Annotated in this window: 14 protein-coding genes; all 14 read right to left on the reverse strand. The window is 69.3% G+C overall.

Annotated features, from left to right (window positions below; all coding sequences use genetic code 11):
* Positions 1–79: 79 nt before the first annotated feature.
* The gene (locus tag FGD71_RS37515) at positions 80–1,237 is read right to left on the reverse strand and encodes a DivIVA domain-containing protein (RefSeq protein ID WP_119105019.1); all 1,158 of its coding nucleotides are present in this window, start codon (positions 1,235–1,237) and stop codon (positions 80–82) included.
* Positions 1,238–1,292: 55 nt separating this feature from the next.
* Positions 1,293–1,577, reverse strand: a complete 285-nt coding sequence (locus FGD71_RS37520; RefSeq protein ID WP_030596379.1) for a YggT family protein — start codon at positions 1,575–1,577, stop codon at positions 1,293–1,295.
* 50 nt (positions 1,578–1,627) lie between these two features.
* Positions 1,628–2,269, reverse strand: a complete 642-nt coding sequence (locus FGD71_RS37525; RefSeq protein WP_119105020.1) for a cell division protein SepF — start codon at positions 2,267–2,269, stop codon at positions 1,628–1,630.
* 130 nt (positions 2,270–2,399) lie between these two features.
* On the reverse strand, positions 2,400–3,119 hold the full coding sequence (locus FGD71_RS37530; protein WP_119105021.1) for a YggS family pyridoxal phosphate-dependent enzyme: 720 nt from the start codon (positions 3,117–3,119) through the stop codon (positions 2,400–2,402).
* A 6-nt stretch (positions 3,120–3,125) separates the two neighbouring features.
* Positions 3,126–3,854, reverse strand: a complete 729-nt coding sequence (pgeF, locus tag FGD71_RS37535; RefSeq protein WP_119105022.1) for a peptidoglycan editing factor PgeF — start codon at positions 3,852–3,854, stop codon at positions 3,126–3,128.
* Positions 3,851–5,047: a cell division protein FtsZ gene (ftsZ, locus tag FGD71_RS37540; RefSeq protein WP_119105023.1), complete on the reverse strand. Its 1,197-nt coding sequence runs from the start codon at positions 5,045–5,047 to the stop codon at positions 3,851–3,853. The genes pgeF and ftsZ overlap by 4 nt, the downstream gene beginning before the upstream one ends.
* 277 nt (positions 5,048–5,324) lie before the next feature.
* A complete protein-coding gene (locus FGD71_RS37545) occupies positions 5,325–6,173 on the reverse strand; it encodes a cell division protein FtsQ/DivIB (RefSeq protein ID WP_119105024.1) in 849 nt (282 codons plus the stop codon).
* 24 nt (positions 6,174–6,197) lie between these two features.
* Positions 6,198–7,286, reverse strand: a complete 1,089-nt coding sequence (gene murG / locus FGD71_RS37550; RefSeq protein ID WP_119105025.1) for an undecaprenyldiphospho-muramoylpentapeptide beta-N-acetylglucosaminyltransferase — start codon at positions 7,284–7,286, stop codon at positions 6,198–6,200.
* 6 nt (positions 7,287–7,292) lie between these two features.
* Entirely contained in the window at positions 7,293–8,675 is a 1,383-nt protein-coding gene (gene ftsW, locus FGD71_RS37555; protein WP_119105026.1) for a putative lipid II flippase FtsW, read from the reverse strand.
* Positions 8,676–8,907: 232 nt separating this feature from the next.
* On the reverse strand, positions 8,908–10,335 hold the full coding sequence (gene murD / locus FGD71_RS37560) for a UDP-N-acetylmuramoyl-L-alanine--D-glutamate ligase (RefSeq protein ID WP_119105027.1): 1,428 nt from the start codon (positions 10,333–10,335) through the stop codon (positions 8,908–8,910).
* Positions 10,317–11,387 (reverse strand): phospho-N-acetylmuramoyl-pentapeptide-transferase, encoded by a 1,071-nt coding sequence (gene mraY / locus FGD71_RS37565; protein WP_181359359.1) that lies wholly within the window; start codon positions 11,385–11,387, stop codon positions 10,317–10,319. The genes murD and mraY overlap by 19 nt, the downstream gene beginning before the upstream one ends.
* Entirely contained in the window at positions 11,387–12,799 is a 1,413-nt protein-coding gene (locus tag FGD71_RS37570; RefSeq protein ID WP_119105029.1) for a UDP-N-acetylmuramoyl-tripeptide--D-alanyl-D-alanine ligase, read from the reverse strand. Before FGD71_RS37570 ends, mraY begins: the two co-directional genes overlap by 1 nt.
* A 4-nt stretch (positions 12,800–12,803) precedes the next feature.
* Entirely contained in the window at positions 12,804–14,321 is a 1,518-nt protein-coding gene (locus FGD71_RS37575; RefSeq protein WP_119105030.1) for a UDP-N-acetylmuramoyl-L-alanyl-D-glutamate--2,6-diaminopimelate ligase, read from the reverse strand.
* Between the two features lie 323 nt (positions 14,322–14,644).
* The coding region (locus tag FGD71_RS37580) for a peptidoglycan D,D-transpeptidase FtsI family protein (protein WP_240436961.1) at positions 14,645–16,527 on the reverse strand (1,883 nt) is incomplete at its 5' end.

A 16,527-nucleotide genomic window follows, 5' to 3' on the forward strand; every position in this document is an offset into this window, starting at 1 on the left:
ACAGCAGCAGGGCGGGGCCCCCGAAATTCGGGGGCCCCGCCCTTGAACGCTGCCGACGCCTAAGGCGTATAAGAGGCCGTCAGTTGTCGTCCTCGTCGATGAGGAACCCACGCATCGGCGAGGGAGCCTGCTGCATCGGCGACGGGCCCTGCGGCCGCACCGGCGCCATCGGCTGGGTCATGGCCGGCGACATCTGCTGCTGACCGCCGTAGGACGGGGCAGCGGGGGCCGGGCCACCTCCCATGGACTGGTTGCCGCCGTAGGACGGCGCGCTGGCACCGGCCGGAGCCATGGAAGGCGACTGCGACGAGGGCAGCGAGGCGGCTGCCGGCGTACGCGGCGGAGCGAGCGAGTCGTCGGCCTGGGTCTCCAGCTGACGCAGCTGGGACTCGAGGTACGACTTCAGACGCGTCCGGTACTCCCGCTCGAAGCCGCGCAGGTCCTCGACCTTGCGCTCCAGCGTGGCGCGAGCGGACTCCAGGGAGCCCATCGCGACGCGGTGCTTCTCCTGGGCGTCCCGCTCCAGGGCGTCGGCCTTGGCACGGGCGTCACGCTCCAGACCCTCGGCACGGCTGCGCGCCTCGCCGACGATCTTGTTGGCCTCGGAACGGGCCTCGGCGATCGCCTGGTCGGCGGTCTGCTGGGCCAGCGAGAGGACACGGGCGGCGCTGTCGCCACCGGGGCCCTGACCGGGCTGACCCATCTGCGGGCCGTGCCCGCCCATGGGGCCACCCATGGGACCGCCCATCGGGCCGCCCATCTGCTGCGGCATCTGCCCCTGCATCTGGCCGGGACCCTGGCCCATGGGTCCCTGACCCATCTGGCCGGGACCACCCTGCGGACCGCCCTGCCCGCTGGGACCCGCGGGCAGCTGCGGTGCACCGCTCGGCAGCGCGGGGGGACCACCCATGGGGCCACCCATCTGCTGCTGCGGCGGGCCCGATATGCCGGCGGGTACGGGACCACCCGGACCGCCACGCATGCCCTGCGGCGGCCCCTGCTGTTGCTGCTGATCCTGCTGCTCGGGTGGTTTACGCATGCCCTGCTGCTGGCTCTGCGCGGCGGCACGTGTGGCCGCGGCGAGCTTGGCGCGCAGGTCCTCGTTCTCGCGGAGCAGGCGGGTCAGTTCGGCTTCGACCTCATCGAGGAAGGCATCGACCTCGTCCTCGTCATAGCCTTCTCGGAGGCGGACGGTCGTGAACTGCTTGTTCCGCACGTCCTCGGGGGTCAACGGCATCTCTTCACCTCAACGTAGTCGTCGGCATCGTCGGCGTTCGGCAAGACCGTATCGTTCACAGCCGGCTCACAACGGAGATCAGGATGTAGACGATGATCATCAGTACGAAGAAGGACAGGTCGAGCGCCACGCCCCCGAGACGCAACGGCGGGATGAACCGCCGCAGGAGCTTGAGCGGTGGATCGGTGACAGTGTAGGTGGCCTCCAGAACGACCACCATCGCCTTGCCGGGTTGCCATGAGCGGGCGAACTGGAAGACGTAGTCCATGACCAGCCGGAAGATCAGCACGATGAGGAAACACATCAGCGCGATGTAGATGACATCCAAAACCACGCTCATGATCCGTGCTTCCCTCTCCCCTGTTTCCGCGCTTGGTTCGGTCCTGCGTTTCAGCTCTGGTTGAAGAACCCGCCCTCTGCGATGCGGGCCTTGTCCTCCGCCGTGACATCGACGTTAGCAGGCGACAACAGGAACACCTTCTGCGTCACCCGCTCGATGCTGCCGTGAAGACCAAACACCAAACCGGCTGCAAAGTCGACAAGTCGCTTCGCATCTGTGTCATCCATCTCAGTCAAATTCATGATCACCGGGGTGCCTTCACGGAAGTGTTCCCCGATGGTACGGGCCTCGTTGTAGGTCCGAGGGTGCAGTGTGGTGATCCGGTACGGCTCTCGTTCCGACACGACCTTGGGCATGATCACCGGTGCGTTCTTCTCCAGGCTTTGACGTTCTTGTGTGATGGACGCCACGGGGGCGATTCGCGCCGGACGCCCAGATTCCGCAGATAGCGAAGCGGAATGTGGCACGGGATCACGCTGAACGGGGGGCTGCACCACTCGTACCGATTCGTCCCGTTGGGACTGATGCGACTGGTGTGATTGGTGCGGCGGCTCGAGGCGCCGCCGATCCCGCTCGGGCTCCGGATCGAGTTCGGGCTCGAAGTCGTCGTCGGGGTCGAACCCCCTGCCGTCATACCCATCGTCCTCCACGAGGCCGAGGTAGACCGCCATCTTGCGCATCGCGCCGGCCATGCTCTGAGTCCTCCGCTCTGTGGTGGATCGGCTGACTGTTACCAAGTGCCCGCGATCCACTAGGTCGTATGCCCGCTTATCGGCGGTAATGACCATATTTTCTCTGCTGTGGTCCGACTTCTTGGCGACGTTACCCGAGCCTGGGGCGTACTCCGAGTACCGCAGTGCCGACGCGCACATGTGTCGCTCCGGCGGCCACGGCCTCTTCCAGGTCCGCACTCATCCCTGCCGAGACCATGTTCGCAGCCGGATGAGCCCTGCGCAGGTCAGTCGACAAATCCATCAGCCGCTGGAACGCCTCTTGTTCACGTCCCGCGTACGGTCCGGTGAGCGGGGCGACGGTCATCAGTCCGTCGAGCCGCAGTCCTGGTGCTTTCGCGACAAGCTCGCCCAATTCTTCGATTCCGCCCGGCCCCACGCCACCCCGCGCCCCCCTGCCGCTCTCGTCGGCGTCGAGCGCGACCTGAAGGAGGCAGCCCACCTCACGCTCGACGCGTACGGCCTCCCTCGACAGCGCGGTGACGAGCCTGCCGCGGTCGACGGACTGCACGAGGTCCGCGTAACCGACCACGGAACGCACCTTGTTGGTCTGCAGCTGCCCGACGAAATGCCAGGTGAGCGGCAGGTCCGCGGATGCGGCGGCCTTGGGTGCCGCATCCTGGTCCCGATTCTCGGCGACATGGCGCACCCCGAGTTCCGACAGGATCCGCACATCGCTCGCGGGGTACGTCTTGGTGACCACGATCAGGGTCACCTCTTCGCGCGCGCGCCCCGCTGCCGCACAGGCCGCCGCGATGCGCTCTTCGACTTTCGCCAGGTTTGCGGCGATCTGCGCCTTACGGTCCGTCATGCCCTATCAGTCCAGCCAGACATAGCCCGCGAGCCGACCGGTGGTGCGATCGCGGCGGTACGAGAAGTGGTCGCCCGATTCGAGCGTGCACACCGGTGACTGCTCCCGGTCGCGCACCCCGAGCCGTTCGAGCTGCGCATGCACTCCGGCGGTCACATCGACCGCCGGAGTGCCCCAGCTGGTTTCGGCGTACGCCGCCGGCTCGGCGGCGGCGACCTCGGCGCGCATCGCGTCCGGTACTTCGTAGCAGCGGCCGCAGACGGCGGGACCGGTGCGGGCGACGATCCGGTCCGCCCGCGCACCGAGTTCGGTCATCGCCGCGACGGCGGCGGGCACGACCCCTGCGACCATGCCGGGCCGACCCGCGTGAGCCGCGGCCACGATGCCGGCGACGGGGTCGGCGAGCAGGACGGGTGTGCAGTCGGCGGTGAGTACGGCGAGGGCGAGGCCGCTGCGTGCGGTGACCACGGCGTCGACCCGCGGTACCGGCCGATCCCCCCACGGCTCCTCGACCACGGCGACGTCGGACCCGTGCACCTGGTTCATCCACACGACCCGGGCCGGGTCGAGACCGAGCGACTTGGCTGCCAGTTCACGATTGGTGCGTACGGCGTCGGCGGCGTCGCCGACCGCTCCGCCGAGATTGAGCTCCTCGTACGGAACGGCGCTCACCCCGCCCCACCGGTCGGTGAAGGCGAAGTGCGCGCCGCTCGCGGTGTCGCGCTGTCCTATCACTTGAGGAAGTCCGGCACGTCCAGCTCTTCGGCAGCACTGTCGGAGTAGCTCCGGGACGGCGGAACCGGCGGGGAGACCGGGGGGAGTTCGTTGCTCATGGACTCCGGGGCGGGCTCCTGCTCCTCCTTCGGCGTGACACTGCCGAGGGAGCCGAAGGACGGGCGGCTGTCGTTGGGCCGTGCCGGCGTGGAGTCCTCGCGCTTGGCGGAGGACGAGCCGAGGACGTTGTCCCGCTTGGACGGGGGCTGTCCGCCGTCGAAGCCGGCCGCGATGACGGTGACCCGGACCTCGTCACCGAGCGCGTCGTCGATCACCGCGCCGAAGATGATGTTGGCCTCGGGGTGCGCGGCCTCGCTCACCAGCTGGGCGGCTTCGTTGATCTCGAACAGGCCGAGGTCGGAGCCGCCGGAGATGGAGAGCAGTACGCCACGGGCGCCGTCGATGGACGCCTCCAGGAGCGGCGAGGAGATCGCCATCTCGGCGGCGGCCACCGCGCGGTCGTCGCCGCGGGCCGAGCCGATACCCATGAGGGCCGAACCGGCCTCGGACATCACGGACTTGACGTCGGCGAAGTCGAGGTTGATCAGGCCGGGCGTGGTGATGAGGTCGGTGATGCCCTGGACACCGGAGAGCAGGACCTGATCCGCCGACTTGAAGGCGTCGAGGACGGAGACCTGGCGGTCCGAGATGGACAGCAGCCGGTCGTTCGGGATGACGATGAGGGTGTCGACCTCTTCGCGGAGCTCGGCGATGCCGTCCTCGGCCTGGTTGGCGCGGCGCCGCCCCTCGAAGGTGAACGGCCGCGTGACCACGCCGATGGTGAGTGCCCCGAGAGACCGGGCGATGTTGGCCACGACGGGCGCGCCGCCGGTGCCGGTGCCGCCGCCTTCACCGGCCGTCACGAAGACCATGTCGGCCCCCTTGAGGACCTCCTCGATCTCCTCGCGGTGGTCCTCGGCTGCCTTGCGGCCGACGGCCGGGTTGGCTCCGGCGCCGAGTCCGCGGGTGAGTTCGCGGCCGACGTCCAGCTTGACGTCGGCGTCGCTCATCAACAGAGCTTGCGCATCGGTGTTGATGGCGATGAACTCGACACCCTTGAGACCGACCTCGATCATCCGGTTGATGGCATTGACACCACCGCCGCCGACACCGATGACTTTGATGACTGCGAGGTAGTTCTGCGGTGCTGCCACGTCGAAGGCCTCTCGCCTCGAGTTACGTGTCGCCGCCTCGCGTGGGAGCGATCCGACGACTGATGCCGAATTTGGGACGGTCCGAACGCCGACCCGAACCCTAACCCTGAAGTTTAGGGTTACCAGTGTGTCTGTTCCTTGGACTCTTCCGAACAGGACACTAAGTCGACAAGTGGCGCCCGTTCAACGAACACGCCGAACCTCCCGTTTTTCTTTTCACCCTATGTGATCAGCCATAGCGCTGCCCAACCAGGGTGCTGGCCTGCGCGGATGTGCGTCAACTCCCTGATGACGCAGGGGCGGTGGGAACGCTGACGTCGAAGTACCGCGCCTCGGGAGCGGCTTTCATGAGCGCTGTCAGCGCTCTGGCCTTCGCGCGCCCCTCCTCACCGTTACCCCACGCGACGGTCCGGTTCCCCCTCAACTCCAGTGAGATGGAGTCGTACGAACGGACCTTGACCGTCCGGGTGTCGCGGGCGACGGCGGGCGGGAGGGAACCGGCGACACGCACCGCCTCGCGCACCAACCGGTCGATCCCGAAACGACGCAGGCTCGCGGACTGCGAGGAGGTCTGGGACGAAGGCCGGGCCGCGGACAGAGGCGCCGGCAATTCCAGTGCGGGCACGCCCTTCGGAGCGCGCGAAACCGTCGCGTATCGCACCCCCTTGGCGTCCACTTCGACGAAATTACCCCGTTTTTCAGTGTTTTCGATAATCACAACCGGAGTGCGCTCAATCACTTTCAGCCCGATTCCCTGTGGCCAGGAACGGACGACATCAACCGAGTCAATTCGGGGCAATTTCCGGCGGAGTCTTGCCTCAATCGCATCGGTGTCGACCGAAATCATCGGTGATCCGACGGGCACATCGGCCGCCTGGAGCACCTGCTGGGCCGTCAGGACCCGCGTCCCCGAGGCCGATACTCGCTCCACGCGCAGCCATTGCGAGCCGTAGAGCACCCAGACACCGCCCGTGCCGAGCAGGGCGACGCAGACGAGCAGAATGATGAGCGTACGAGGCCGGGGCGGCCTCTTGAGACGGGGCAGTCTCCTGAGGCGGGGCGGCCGGGGCGGGCCGGACCCCACTCGCTCACGCTCGCCGCGTTCGGCGGTCGTCGGTCCGGCCACGCTCCCCTGCCTTCTGCCGCGCGTCTAACGGCGCGACGCGATCGCCTCGTACACCATCCCGACGAGCAGTTCGTCGGCGTCCCGGCGGCCGAACTCGGAGGCGGCGCGGGACATCTCGTACAGCCGGTGCGGATCCGCGAGCACGGGCAGGACGTTGGCCTGCACCCACTGGGGGGTCAGCTCCGCGTCGTCGACCAGCAGCCCGCCGCCGGCCTTGACCACCGGCTGGGCGTTCAGCCGCTGTTCGCCGTTGCCGATCGGCAGCGGGACGTAGGCGGCGGGGAGCCCGACGGCGGAGAGTTCGGCGACGGTCATCGCGCCCGCGCGGCAGAGCATCATGTCGGCCGCGGCGTATGCGAGGTCCATCCGGTCCACGTACGGTACCGGGATGTACGGGGGCATCCCCGGCATCTGCTGGACGTGCGGCAGTTCGTTCTTCGGGCCGACCGCGTGCAGGACCTGGATACCGGCCTGCTGGAGGTACGGGGCGACCTGCTGGACCACCTCGTTGAGACGGCGGGCACCCTGCGAGCCGCCGGAGACCAGCAGGGTCGGCAGGGCGGGGTCGAGCCCGAACGCGGCGCGGGCCTCGGGGCGTACGGCCGCCCGGTCGAGCGTGGCGATGGAGCGGCGCAGCGGGATGCCGATGTAGCGGGCACCGCGGAGCTTGCTGTCCGGAGTCGACACGGCGACCTGGGCGGCGTACCGCGAACCGATCTTGTTGGCCAGGCCGGGCCGGGCGTTGGCCTCGTGGACGATGATCGGGACGCCGAGGCGCTTGGCCGCCAGGTACGCGGGCAGAGCCACATAGCCGCCGAAGCCGACGACCGCGTCGGCCTTGGTGCGCTCCAGGATCTGCTCGGCCGCCTTGATCGTGCCGCGCAGCCGCCCGGGGACGGTGATCAGCTCGGGGGTGGGTTTGCGTGGCAGCGGGACGGCGGGGATCAGCGCGAGTTCATAGCCCCGCTCGGGTACGAGTCGGGTCTCGAGTCCGCGCTCCGTGCCCAGGGCCGTGATGCCCGCGGCCGGGTCCTGCCTGCGCAGGGCGTCCGCGAGGGCGAGCGCGGGCTCGATGTGGCCGGCGGTCCCCCCACCGGCAAGTACGACATGCACCGAAATTCACCGCTCTCCGGACGAGCGCGCCGCCGAGGCACGCCGTCTCATCGTGTTCCAGCTGCGAGGTCTCCGATTGGTTCCGGAGCTGCCTCCAGCCCGCTTTCTACCAAAGCGTGGTTGCCGCATCGCAAGCGCCGCCCGCGCAGCGGGGTCCTCACGCGCGAAGGCGATCAGGAGCCCGATGGCGAACATGGTCGGCAGCAGGGCGGAACCCCCGTAGGAGAACAGCGGGAGCGGGACTCCGGCGATCGGCAGCAGGCCGAGCACCGCACCGATGTTGATCACGGCCTGGGCCGTGATCCAGGTGGTCACACCTCCCGCGGCGTACCTCACGAAGGGGTCCTCCGTGCGTCCGGCCACGCGGATACCCGCATAGCCTAGAGCCGCGAAGAGGGCGAGCACCGACAGCGTCCCCGCGAGGCCCAGTTCCTCACCGGTGACGGCGAAGATGAAGTCGGTGTGGGCTTCCGGCAGTTGCCCCCATTTCTCCACACTCGCACCGAGGCCCGAACCGAAGAGTCCACCGGACGCGAGGGCGTAGATGCCGTGCACGGCCTGCCAGCAGGTGTCGTTCGGTCCGGGTTCGGTGGCGCCGAGGCAGGAGAGCCGCGCCATGCGGTTCGGGCTGGTCCTGATGAGTATCACGCCGATCGTCGCGGCGACCGCCAGGACGCCCGCGAAGAGCCGCGTCGGCGCTCCGGCCAGCCACAGCAGCCCGAACAGGATCGCTGTGAGAATGATCGCCGTGCCCATGTCGCCACCGAGCATGATCAACCCGAGCAGCATGAAGGCCACCGGGACGAGCGGCACCAGCATGTGCTTCCACTGGATCAACAGCCGCTTGTCCTGTTTGCGGGCGAGTAGATCGGCGCCCCACAGCACGAGCGCGAGCTTGCCGAACTCGCTGGGCTGGAGCTGGAACGGGCCCCCGACCGAGATCCAGTTCTGGTTGCCGTTCACCGCCAGCCCTATCCCCGGTACCTGCACCAGGATCATCAGGAAGACGGCACTGAGGAGTATCGGATAGGCCAGCGCCCGGTGCAGTTTGGTCGGCATCCGCGAGGCGAGCAGCAGCAGTCCGGTGCCCAGCACGGCCGCCACGAACTGCTTGCGGAAGAAGTACGACCCGGGCAGTGACAGCTGCAGCGCTGTGATCTGGGAGGCCGAGTACACCATCACGATTCCGAGAATGGTGATCAGCAGACTGCTGCCGAAGATCAGGTAGTACGCGGTCAGCGGCCGGTCCCAGGCACGGCGTGCGCGGACGTAGAGGCGGCGTACCGCACTGTCACCCGAGGAACCGGAGGGGCGGGCGGGACGGGAGGCCGCGGGGCGCCCCGCGGTGGCCCGCTGGCCGGCGGGCCGGCCGGTGCGGCTGCCGGCCATCACAGCCACCGCCGGTGCACGTGCGCTCCGCTGGGAACGCGGTTCGTAAGCTGCGGGCCCCGGGTGGCCGTCGCGCCGACGCGGCGGAGCCGCATGACGTCACAGCCCCGCGCCCCTGACGGGGCGCTCGCCCCTTCAGGGGCGCGGTGCAACACCGGACTCACGGACCACGATGGCGTCACACGTCCCTCCCAAGGGTCCCGGGCGTGCCCGGACCGGCCCGGACCCGCCGTCAGGCGCTCGCGGCGCCGAGTTCGCGGACGGCCTCCGCGAACCTGTCGCCGCGCTGGTTGTAGTTGGTGAACATGTCCATGGAGGCACAAGCGGGAGCCATGAGCACCGTGTCGCCGGGGCAGGCGAGCCGTGTCGCCTCCTGGACAGCCTCGAGCATCGCCCCAGTGTCGGTCCGGTCGAGGTCGACGACCGGTACCTCGGGCGCGTGTCGCGCGAGCGCTTCGCGGATCAGGGCCCGGTCGGCGCCGAACAGGACGACCCCCCGCAGTCGCTTTGCCGACTTGGCGACCAGCTCGTCGAAGGTCGCGCCCTTGGCCAGCCCGCCCGCGATCCACACGATCGACTCGTACGCCGCCAAGGACGCTTCCGCCGCGTGGGTGTTGGTGGCCTTGGAGTCGTCGATGTAGGCGACGCCGCCGACGTCGGCCACGTGCTGGATACGGTGGGCGTCCGGACGGAAGGCCCGCAGCCCGTCGCGTACGGCCGCGGCGGGCACTCCGAAGGCGCGTGCCAGAGCGGCCGCCGCAAGGGCGTTGGCGATGTTGTGCGGGGCGGGCGGCTGTACGTCCGTGACCTCCGCGAGCTCCTGGGCCTGCCGGCCTCGGTCCTCGACGAAGGCGCGGTCGACCAGGATGCCCTCGACGACGCCGAGTTGGGACGGAGCTGGCGTACCCAGCGTGAAGCCGATCGCCCGGCACCCCTCCTCGACGTCCGCCTCGCGCACCAGGTCCTCGGTGGCCTTGTCGGCCGCGTTGTAGACGCAGGCGACCCGATTGCCCTCGTAGATACGGCCCTTGTCGGCGGCGTACGCCTCCATGGAACCGTGCCAGTCGAGGTGGTCGGGAGCGAGGTTCAGGACGACAGCGGAGTGGGCGCGAAGGGAGGGCGCCCAGTGCAGCTGGTAGCTGGACAGCTCGACCGCCAGGACGTCATGCGGCTCCGCCGAGAGCACCACGTCGATGATCGGGGTGCCGATGTTGCCCACCGCGGCCGTACGCAGGCCGGCGGCGCTCAGGATCGACGCGAGCATCTGGGTGGTGGTGGTCTTGCCGTTGGTGCCCGTGACAGCGAGCCAGGGAGCCGCGTCGGGGCCGCGCAGACGCCAGGCGATCTCCACGTCGCCGACGACGTCCACGCCCGCCGCGTCGGCGGCCACGAACAGGGGGCTGCCCGGCTTCCAGCCCGGAGAGGTGACCACGAGGTCGGTGCCCTCGGGAAGCGTCTCGGCGTCCGCGAGACGTACCGAAATGCCCTCCGCCTCAAGGGCGGCGGCCCGCTCCCGGTGCGCCGGCGAATCACCACCGTCGACGACCGTGACCGACGCGCCGAAACCGGCCAGGGCGCGGGCGGCGCTGATGCCGCTCACGCCGAGACCGGCGACGGTGATGTTCCGGCCTGCCCAGGTCGTCACTTGTCGGCTGCCCATCCTGCGTAGAAGAGACCCAGACCCACGATGACGCACATGCCCTGAATGATCCAGAAGCGGACCACCACCAGGACTTCGGACCAGCCCTTGAGTTCGAAGTGGTGCTGGAGCGGGGCCATCCGGAAGACGCGTTTGCCGGTCAGGCGGAACGAACCGACCTGGATGACGACCGACATGGTGATGAGGACGAACAGACCGCCCAGCAGCGCGAGCAGCAGCTCGGTGCGGGAGCAGATCGCGAGACCGGCGAGCGCGCCGCCGAGCGCCAGCGAACCGGTGTCGCCCATGAAGATCTTGGCGGGTGAGGTGTTCCACCACAGGAAGCCGAAGCAGGCGCCCATGAGCGCGGCGGCGACGACGGCGAGATCAAGTGGATCTCGCACTTCGAAACAGGCTTCCGGGTTGGTCAGGGTCTGTGCGTTGGCGCAGGACTCCTGGAACTGCCAGACGCCGATGAACGTGTACGCGCCGAAGACCATCACGGAGGCGCCGGTGGCCAGGCCGTCCAGGCCGTCCGTCAGGTTCACGCCGTTCGACATCGCGAGGATCATGAACAACGCCCAGACCACGAACAGCACCGGGCCGATGGACCAGCCGAAGTCCTGCACGAAGGAGAGCTTGGTGGAGGCCGGGGTGTTGTTGCGGTTGTCGGCGAACTGCAGCGAGAGCACCGCGAAGGTGATGCCGACGATCAGCTGGCCGGCCATCTTCGCCTTGGCCCGCAGGCCCAGCGACCGCCGCTTGACGATCTTGATGTAGTCGTCGAGGAAGCCGACCAGGCCCATCCCCGCCATCAGACCGAGCACCAGCAGTCCCGAGAACGTCGGCGGCTTCCCGGTGATCACCTTGCTGAGGAAGTACGCGACGATCGTGGCCAGGATGAAGGCGATGCCACCCATGGTCGGCGTACCGCGCTTGGAGTGGTGCTCGCGCGGGCCGTCGTCGCGGATGTACTGGCCGTAGCCCTTGCGGGCCAGCAGCTTGATCAGCAAGGGGGTGCCCACGAGAGTCAGGAAGAGGCCGATGACTCCCGCGAACAGGATCTGATTCATCATCGGGCAGCGACCTCACCCTCGGCACCCTCGAGCAGCGCCTGGGCCACCCGCTCCAGCCCGACCGCTCTGGACGCCTTCACGAGTACGACGTCTCCCGGGCGCAACTCGCTGCGCAACAGGTCGACCGCCGACTGTGCGTCGGACACGTGCACCGACTCCTCACCCCACGAACCCTCGTTATATGCGCCCAGTTGAAGCCAGGACGCTTCCCTGCCCCCGACCGCGACGAGCTTGCTGACGTTGAGCCGGACGGCGAGCCGTCCGACCGCGTCGTGCTCGGCGAGCGCCTCGTCCCCGAGCTCGGCCATCTGACCGAGCACCGCCCAGGTCCGCCGCCCCTTGCCCATGGCCGCCAGCGCCCTGAGGGCGGCCCGCATGGACTCGGGGTTCGCGTTGTAGGCGTCGTTGACGACCGTCACGCCGTCCGGTCGCTCGGTGACCTCCATCCGCCAGCGGGAGAGGGAGCCCGCCTCGGAGAGCGCGACGGCGATCTCGTCTGCGGACATGCCCAGCTCATGGGCGACGGCGGCCGCGGCGAGCGCGTTCGACACGTGGTGCTCACCGTACAGGCGCATGGTCACGTCACTGCACCCGGAGGGTGTGTGAAGGCTGAACGCCGGCTGTCCGCTGTCCGTGAGCCGGACGTTCTCGGCCCGTACGTCCGCTTCGCCGGACTCGCCGAAGAGGAGCACCTTCGCCTTCGTACGGGATGCCATGGCCCGTACGAGGGGATCGTCGGCATTGAGGATCGCGGCGCCGCCCTCACTCGACGGCGGCAGGCCCTCCACCAACTCGCCCTTGGCCTGGGCGATTTGCTCGCGGCCGCCGAACTCGCCGATGTGCGCCGTGCCCACGTTGAGGACGAGGCCGATCTTCGGCGGCGTCAGGTCGGTGAGATAGCGGATGTGGCCGATGCCGCGGGCGCCCATCTCCAGCACGAGGAACCTGGTCTCCTCGGTGGCGCTGAGCGCGGTGAGCGGCAACCCGATCTCGTTGTTGAACGAGCCCGGTGTGAAGACCGTCGGCGCCTTGCGCTGGAGCACCTGGGCGACCAGGTCCTTGGTGCTGGTCTTGCCGGCGGAGCCGGTGAGGGCCACGAGGGTCGCGCCGAGCCGCTCGACGACGTGGCGTGCGAGGGCGCCGAGGGCGATCTGGACGTCGTCCACGACGATCGCGGGCACGCCGACGGGCCGGGACGCCAGAACGGCGACGGCACCGGCCGAGACGACGTCGGCGGCGAAGTCGTGACCGTCCACGCGCTCGCCCACGAAGGCGACGAACAGACTGCCTGGCTCCACCTCGCGGGAGTCCCTGACGACCGGTCCGGAAACCTGGACCGACGGATCCGGTATGTCGTGCGTCTGCCCGCCGACGACTGAGGCGATCTCGGCGAGAGAGAGGGCGATCACAAGTTCATCCCTGGGTCTTCTGGATAGCTTCGCGCAGCACCTGGCGGTCGTCGAAGGGACGGACCACTCCGGCGATGTCCTGGCCCTGCTCATGGCCCTTGCCCGCGACCAGCACGGTGTCGCCGGGCTCGGCGCGGGCGACGGCGGCGGCGATCGCGGCGGCCCGGTCCTCGAAGACCTGCACCTCGCCGCGCTCGTGCGCCGGCACTTCGGCGGCGCCCGCGAGCATCGTGGCGAGGATCGCGAGGGGGTCCTCGCCGCGGGGGTTGTCGGACGTCAGTACGGCGGTGTCGGCGAGGCGGGCCGCGGCGGCCCCCATCGGCATCCGCTTGGTCTTGTCCCGGTCGCCGCCGCAGCCGAGCACGATGTGCAGGTTGCCGCTCGTCACTTTGCGCAGCGCGCGCAGGACCGATTCCACGGCATCCGTCTTGTGTGCGTAGTCGACGACCGCGAGGTAGGCCTGGCCTTCGTCCACGCGTTCCAGGCGGCCCGGCACGCCCGGCACCGCGGCGATGCCGTCGGCCGCCGTCTGCGGGTCGAGCCCGGCGGCGGCGAGGGCGACGATCGCGGCGAGCGTGTTGGCGACGTTGAACGGGCCCGCGAGCGGCGATTTGGCGGTGATCCGCTCCCCCTTGGGGCCGATCGCCACGAAGGTCGAGTCCATCGGACCCACCTCGACGTCCTCGGCGCGCCAGTCGGCGTCCGGATGTCCCTCGGCGGAGAACGTCACCACGGGGACGGCGGCTTCCTGGACGAGCCTGCGTCCGTATTCGTCATCGAAGTTGACCACGCCCAGCTTGCTGCGTTTCGGCGTGAAGAGCTCCGCCTTGGCCCGGAAGTAGTCCTCCATGTCGGAGTGGAACTCCATGTGTTCCGGGCTGAGGTTGGTGAAGACCGCGATGTCGAAGACGCAGCCGTCGACCCTGCCGAGGACCAGCGCGTGGCTGGAGACCTCCATGGCGACCGCGTCCACGCCGCGCTCACGCATCACCGCGAACAGCGCCTGCAGGTCGGTCGCCTCGGGGGTCGTGCGTTCCGACTTGATCCGCTCGTCGCCGATGCGCATCTCGACCGTACCGATGAGGCCGGTGCTGCGGACGGCCTTGAGGCCGCCCTCGACGAGGTACGCGGTGGTGGTCTTGCCCGAGGTACCGGTGATTCCGATCTGGAGGAGGTCACGACCGGGGTGACCGTAGATCGTGGCGGCCAGCTCGCCCATCCGTCCGCGCGGGTCGTCGACCACGAGGACCGGGAGGCCGGTCGCGGCGGCACGCTCGGCGCCGGTCGGGTCCGTGAGCACGGCCGCGGCACCGAGGCCGGCGGCCTGCGTCACGAAGTCGGCGCCGTGCATGCGGGCGCCGGGCAGGGCGGCGTAGAGGTCACCTGGGCGGACGGCTCGGGAGTCGTGGGTGATGCCCGTGACCTCTGCGGCTGCGGGGGCGGTGACACCCAACTGATCGGCGAGGTCCGCGAGGCGTGCGGCGGAGACCTGGACCGGCCGCGGCGGCCCCGGAAATGTCACAGGAACGCCCTTCTGGGTGATTTGGGACTGATCAGCTTGTGGCACGGCGGTGAGCGTACCGGGCGCACCCCCGCCGGAGCCAAAGGGGAGTCCGCGCGCAGCGCGGTCCGGCGAGGGCGGCGGGGGAATACGGGTGGGCGAGGGGCGGGGCGCCGGGTGGTCCGTCGCGTGGTTCGCCGTGAGGTCCGCCGCGTGGTACGCGGGGTGGTTCGCCGGGTCGGGAGGGATCGTTGTCACGAGTCGGTTCCTGGGGGGGGTTGCCGGGTGATCAGGGGTTCCGGTGGGGGCCGGAGGGTGCCGGTCAGGGCTTCCCAAGGTGCTTCTCAGGGCTTGAAGGTGACCGGCAGCCTCGCGGCCTCCTCTCCGGTGGGCGGCACCTGCAGGGTCTTCAGGGCGAACTCCAGGACTTTCTTGTAGACGGGCCCGCAGATCTGGCCGCCGAAGTAGCTGCCCTTGGTGGCGTTCTGAATGGCGCAGTAGACGGTCACCCGGGGGTTGTCGGCAGGGGCGAACCCGGCGAACGACGAGGTGTAGCCGCGGTAGCGGCCGGTGGCCGGATCCACACGGTTGGCCGTGCCTGTCTTTCCCGCGACGCGGTAGCCCGGGATACGGGCTTTGGTGCCGGTACCCTCCTCGTCGTCCACGACGGACTCCAGCATCTGCGCCAGGGTTTTCGCCGTTTTCTCGCTCACGACCCTTGTTTTCTTGGGCTTGGCGGCGGATGTGAAGCGACCGTCGGGTCCCCTGGTGCCTCGTACGAGGGTCGGTTCGACGCGTACGCCGCCGTTCGCGATCGTCGAGTAGACGGAGGCGGCCTGCATCGCGTTGATGGAGACACCCTGGCCGAAAGGAATCGTGTACTGCTGCGAGGTCGACCACTTCTCGGCGGGTGCGAGAAGGCCCGCCGTCTCGCCGGGGAAGCCGAGCCCGGTGTAGCGACCGATGCCGAACTTGCGCAGATACGAGTAGAGGACCTGATTGGCCTTCTTCTGCGTCTTGCCGAGCTGGCCGGTCGCCAGGATGGTGCCGATGTTGCTGGACTTGGCGAGCACGCCGTTGAGCGTCAGGTACCAGGTCGGGTGGTCGACGTCGTCCTTGAAGAGCCGGTCGCCGCGGTGCAGCCGGTTGGGCACCGTCACCCGCGTCGAGGGCGTGGCGGCGTTCTCCTCCAGTACGGCGGCCATCGACATGACCTTGGCGGTGGAACCGGGCTCGAACGCGTCCTGAAGGGCCGCGTTGCCGAGCGCCGCCGAGTCGGCCTCCGAGAGGTCGTTGGGGTCGAAGCCCGGCGCATTGGCCATCGCGAGGACCTCGCCGGTCTTGTTGTCCTGCACGAGCACATAACCGCGGTCCGCCTTGGACTTCTTCACCTGCTCGGAGATGGCGTTCTGCGCGGCCCACTGGATGTCGCGGTCGATGGTCAGCTCGACGTCGGAACCGGCCACGGCGGGTGTCTCGGTGTTGTCCGCGGTCGGAACCTCACGGCCGCCGGACTGGGCGTAGCGGACCTTGCCGTCCTTGCCGGCCAGTTCCTTGTTCAGCTGCTGCTCGATACCGCCGCCGCCCTTGCCGTCGGCGTTGACCCAGCCCAGTATCCCCGCGCCGAGGTCACCGTTCGGATAGACCCGCTTGCTGCTGGGCTCCTGGAAGACGCCGGCCAGGACGTTCACGGCCGTCTTGTCCGTCTCCGCCTTGTCGGCGAGGGCGCTCTGCAGGTCCTTGATCTGCGTCCAGACCTGGGGGGTCTGGCGGCGGGCGAGCAGGACGTACCGGGTGCCCTTGGTGCGGAGCTTGTGGGCGATCTCGGCCGGCTCCTTGTCGAGGATCGGTCCGAGGAGCGCGGCGGCCTGCTCGGGCGCGTCGTCGACCTTCGTCATCTTCGGCGTGAACATCGTCGGGTCGGCCGTGATGTCGTTCGCGTCCGCGCTGATCGCCAGGTCCACGCCGTTGCGATCGGTGATCTCGCCGCGCTCGGCGGCCAGCGTGTGGGTGAGGTAGCGGTTCTGTTCGGCCTTGGCCGCGTACGCACTGGCGTCGACCGCCTGCACCTGGAGCAGCCGCACCACGAAGGCCAGCATCACCAGGGTCAGGGCGAGGCTGACCAGGCGGAGGCGGGGGCGGGGACTGGCGAGCCGGATGATGCGCGGGCCCGGCGAGCGGGGCGGGGCCGGGCGGCGTGCGGGACGGGCGCCCGGCCCCGGCCTCG

This window comes from Streptomyces sporangiiformans (assembly GCF_005768555.2).
Lineage (GTDB): Bacteria > Actinomycetota > Actinomycetes > Streptomycetales > Streptomycetaceae > Streptomyces > Streptomyces sporangiiformans.

Bases quoted from the DNA above. Each gene is read 5' to 3' on its own strand.
- mraY (WP_181359359.1), bottom strand. From the start codon at position 11,387: ATGAATCAGATCCTGTTCGCGGGAGTCATCGGCCTCTTCCTGACTCTC.
- FGD71_RS37525 (WP_119105020.1), bottom strand. From the start codon at position 2,269: ATGGCCGGCGCGATGCGCAAGATGGCGGTCTACCTCGGCCTCGTGGAG.
- murD (WP_119105027.1), bottom strand. From the start codon at position 10,335: ATGGGCAGCCGACAAGTGACGACCTGGGCAGGCCGGAACATCACCGTC.
- FGD71_RS37530 (WP_119105021.1), bottom strand. From the start codon at position 3,119: ATGACGGACCGTAAGGCGCAGATCGCCGCAAACCTGGCGAAAGTCGAA.
- FGD71_RS37520 (WP_030596379.1), bottom strand. From the start codon at position 1,577: ATGAGCGTGGTTTTGGATGTCATCTACATCGCGCTGATGTGTTTCCTC.
- FGD71_RS37515 (WP_119105019.1), bottom strand. From the start codon at position 1,237: ATGCCGTTGACCCCCGAGGACGTGCGGAACAAGCAGTTCACGACCGTC.
- ftsW (WP_119105026.1), bottom strand. From the start codon at position 8,675: ATGGCCGGCAGCCGCACCGGCCGGCCCGCCGGCCAGCGGGCCACCGCG.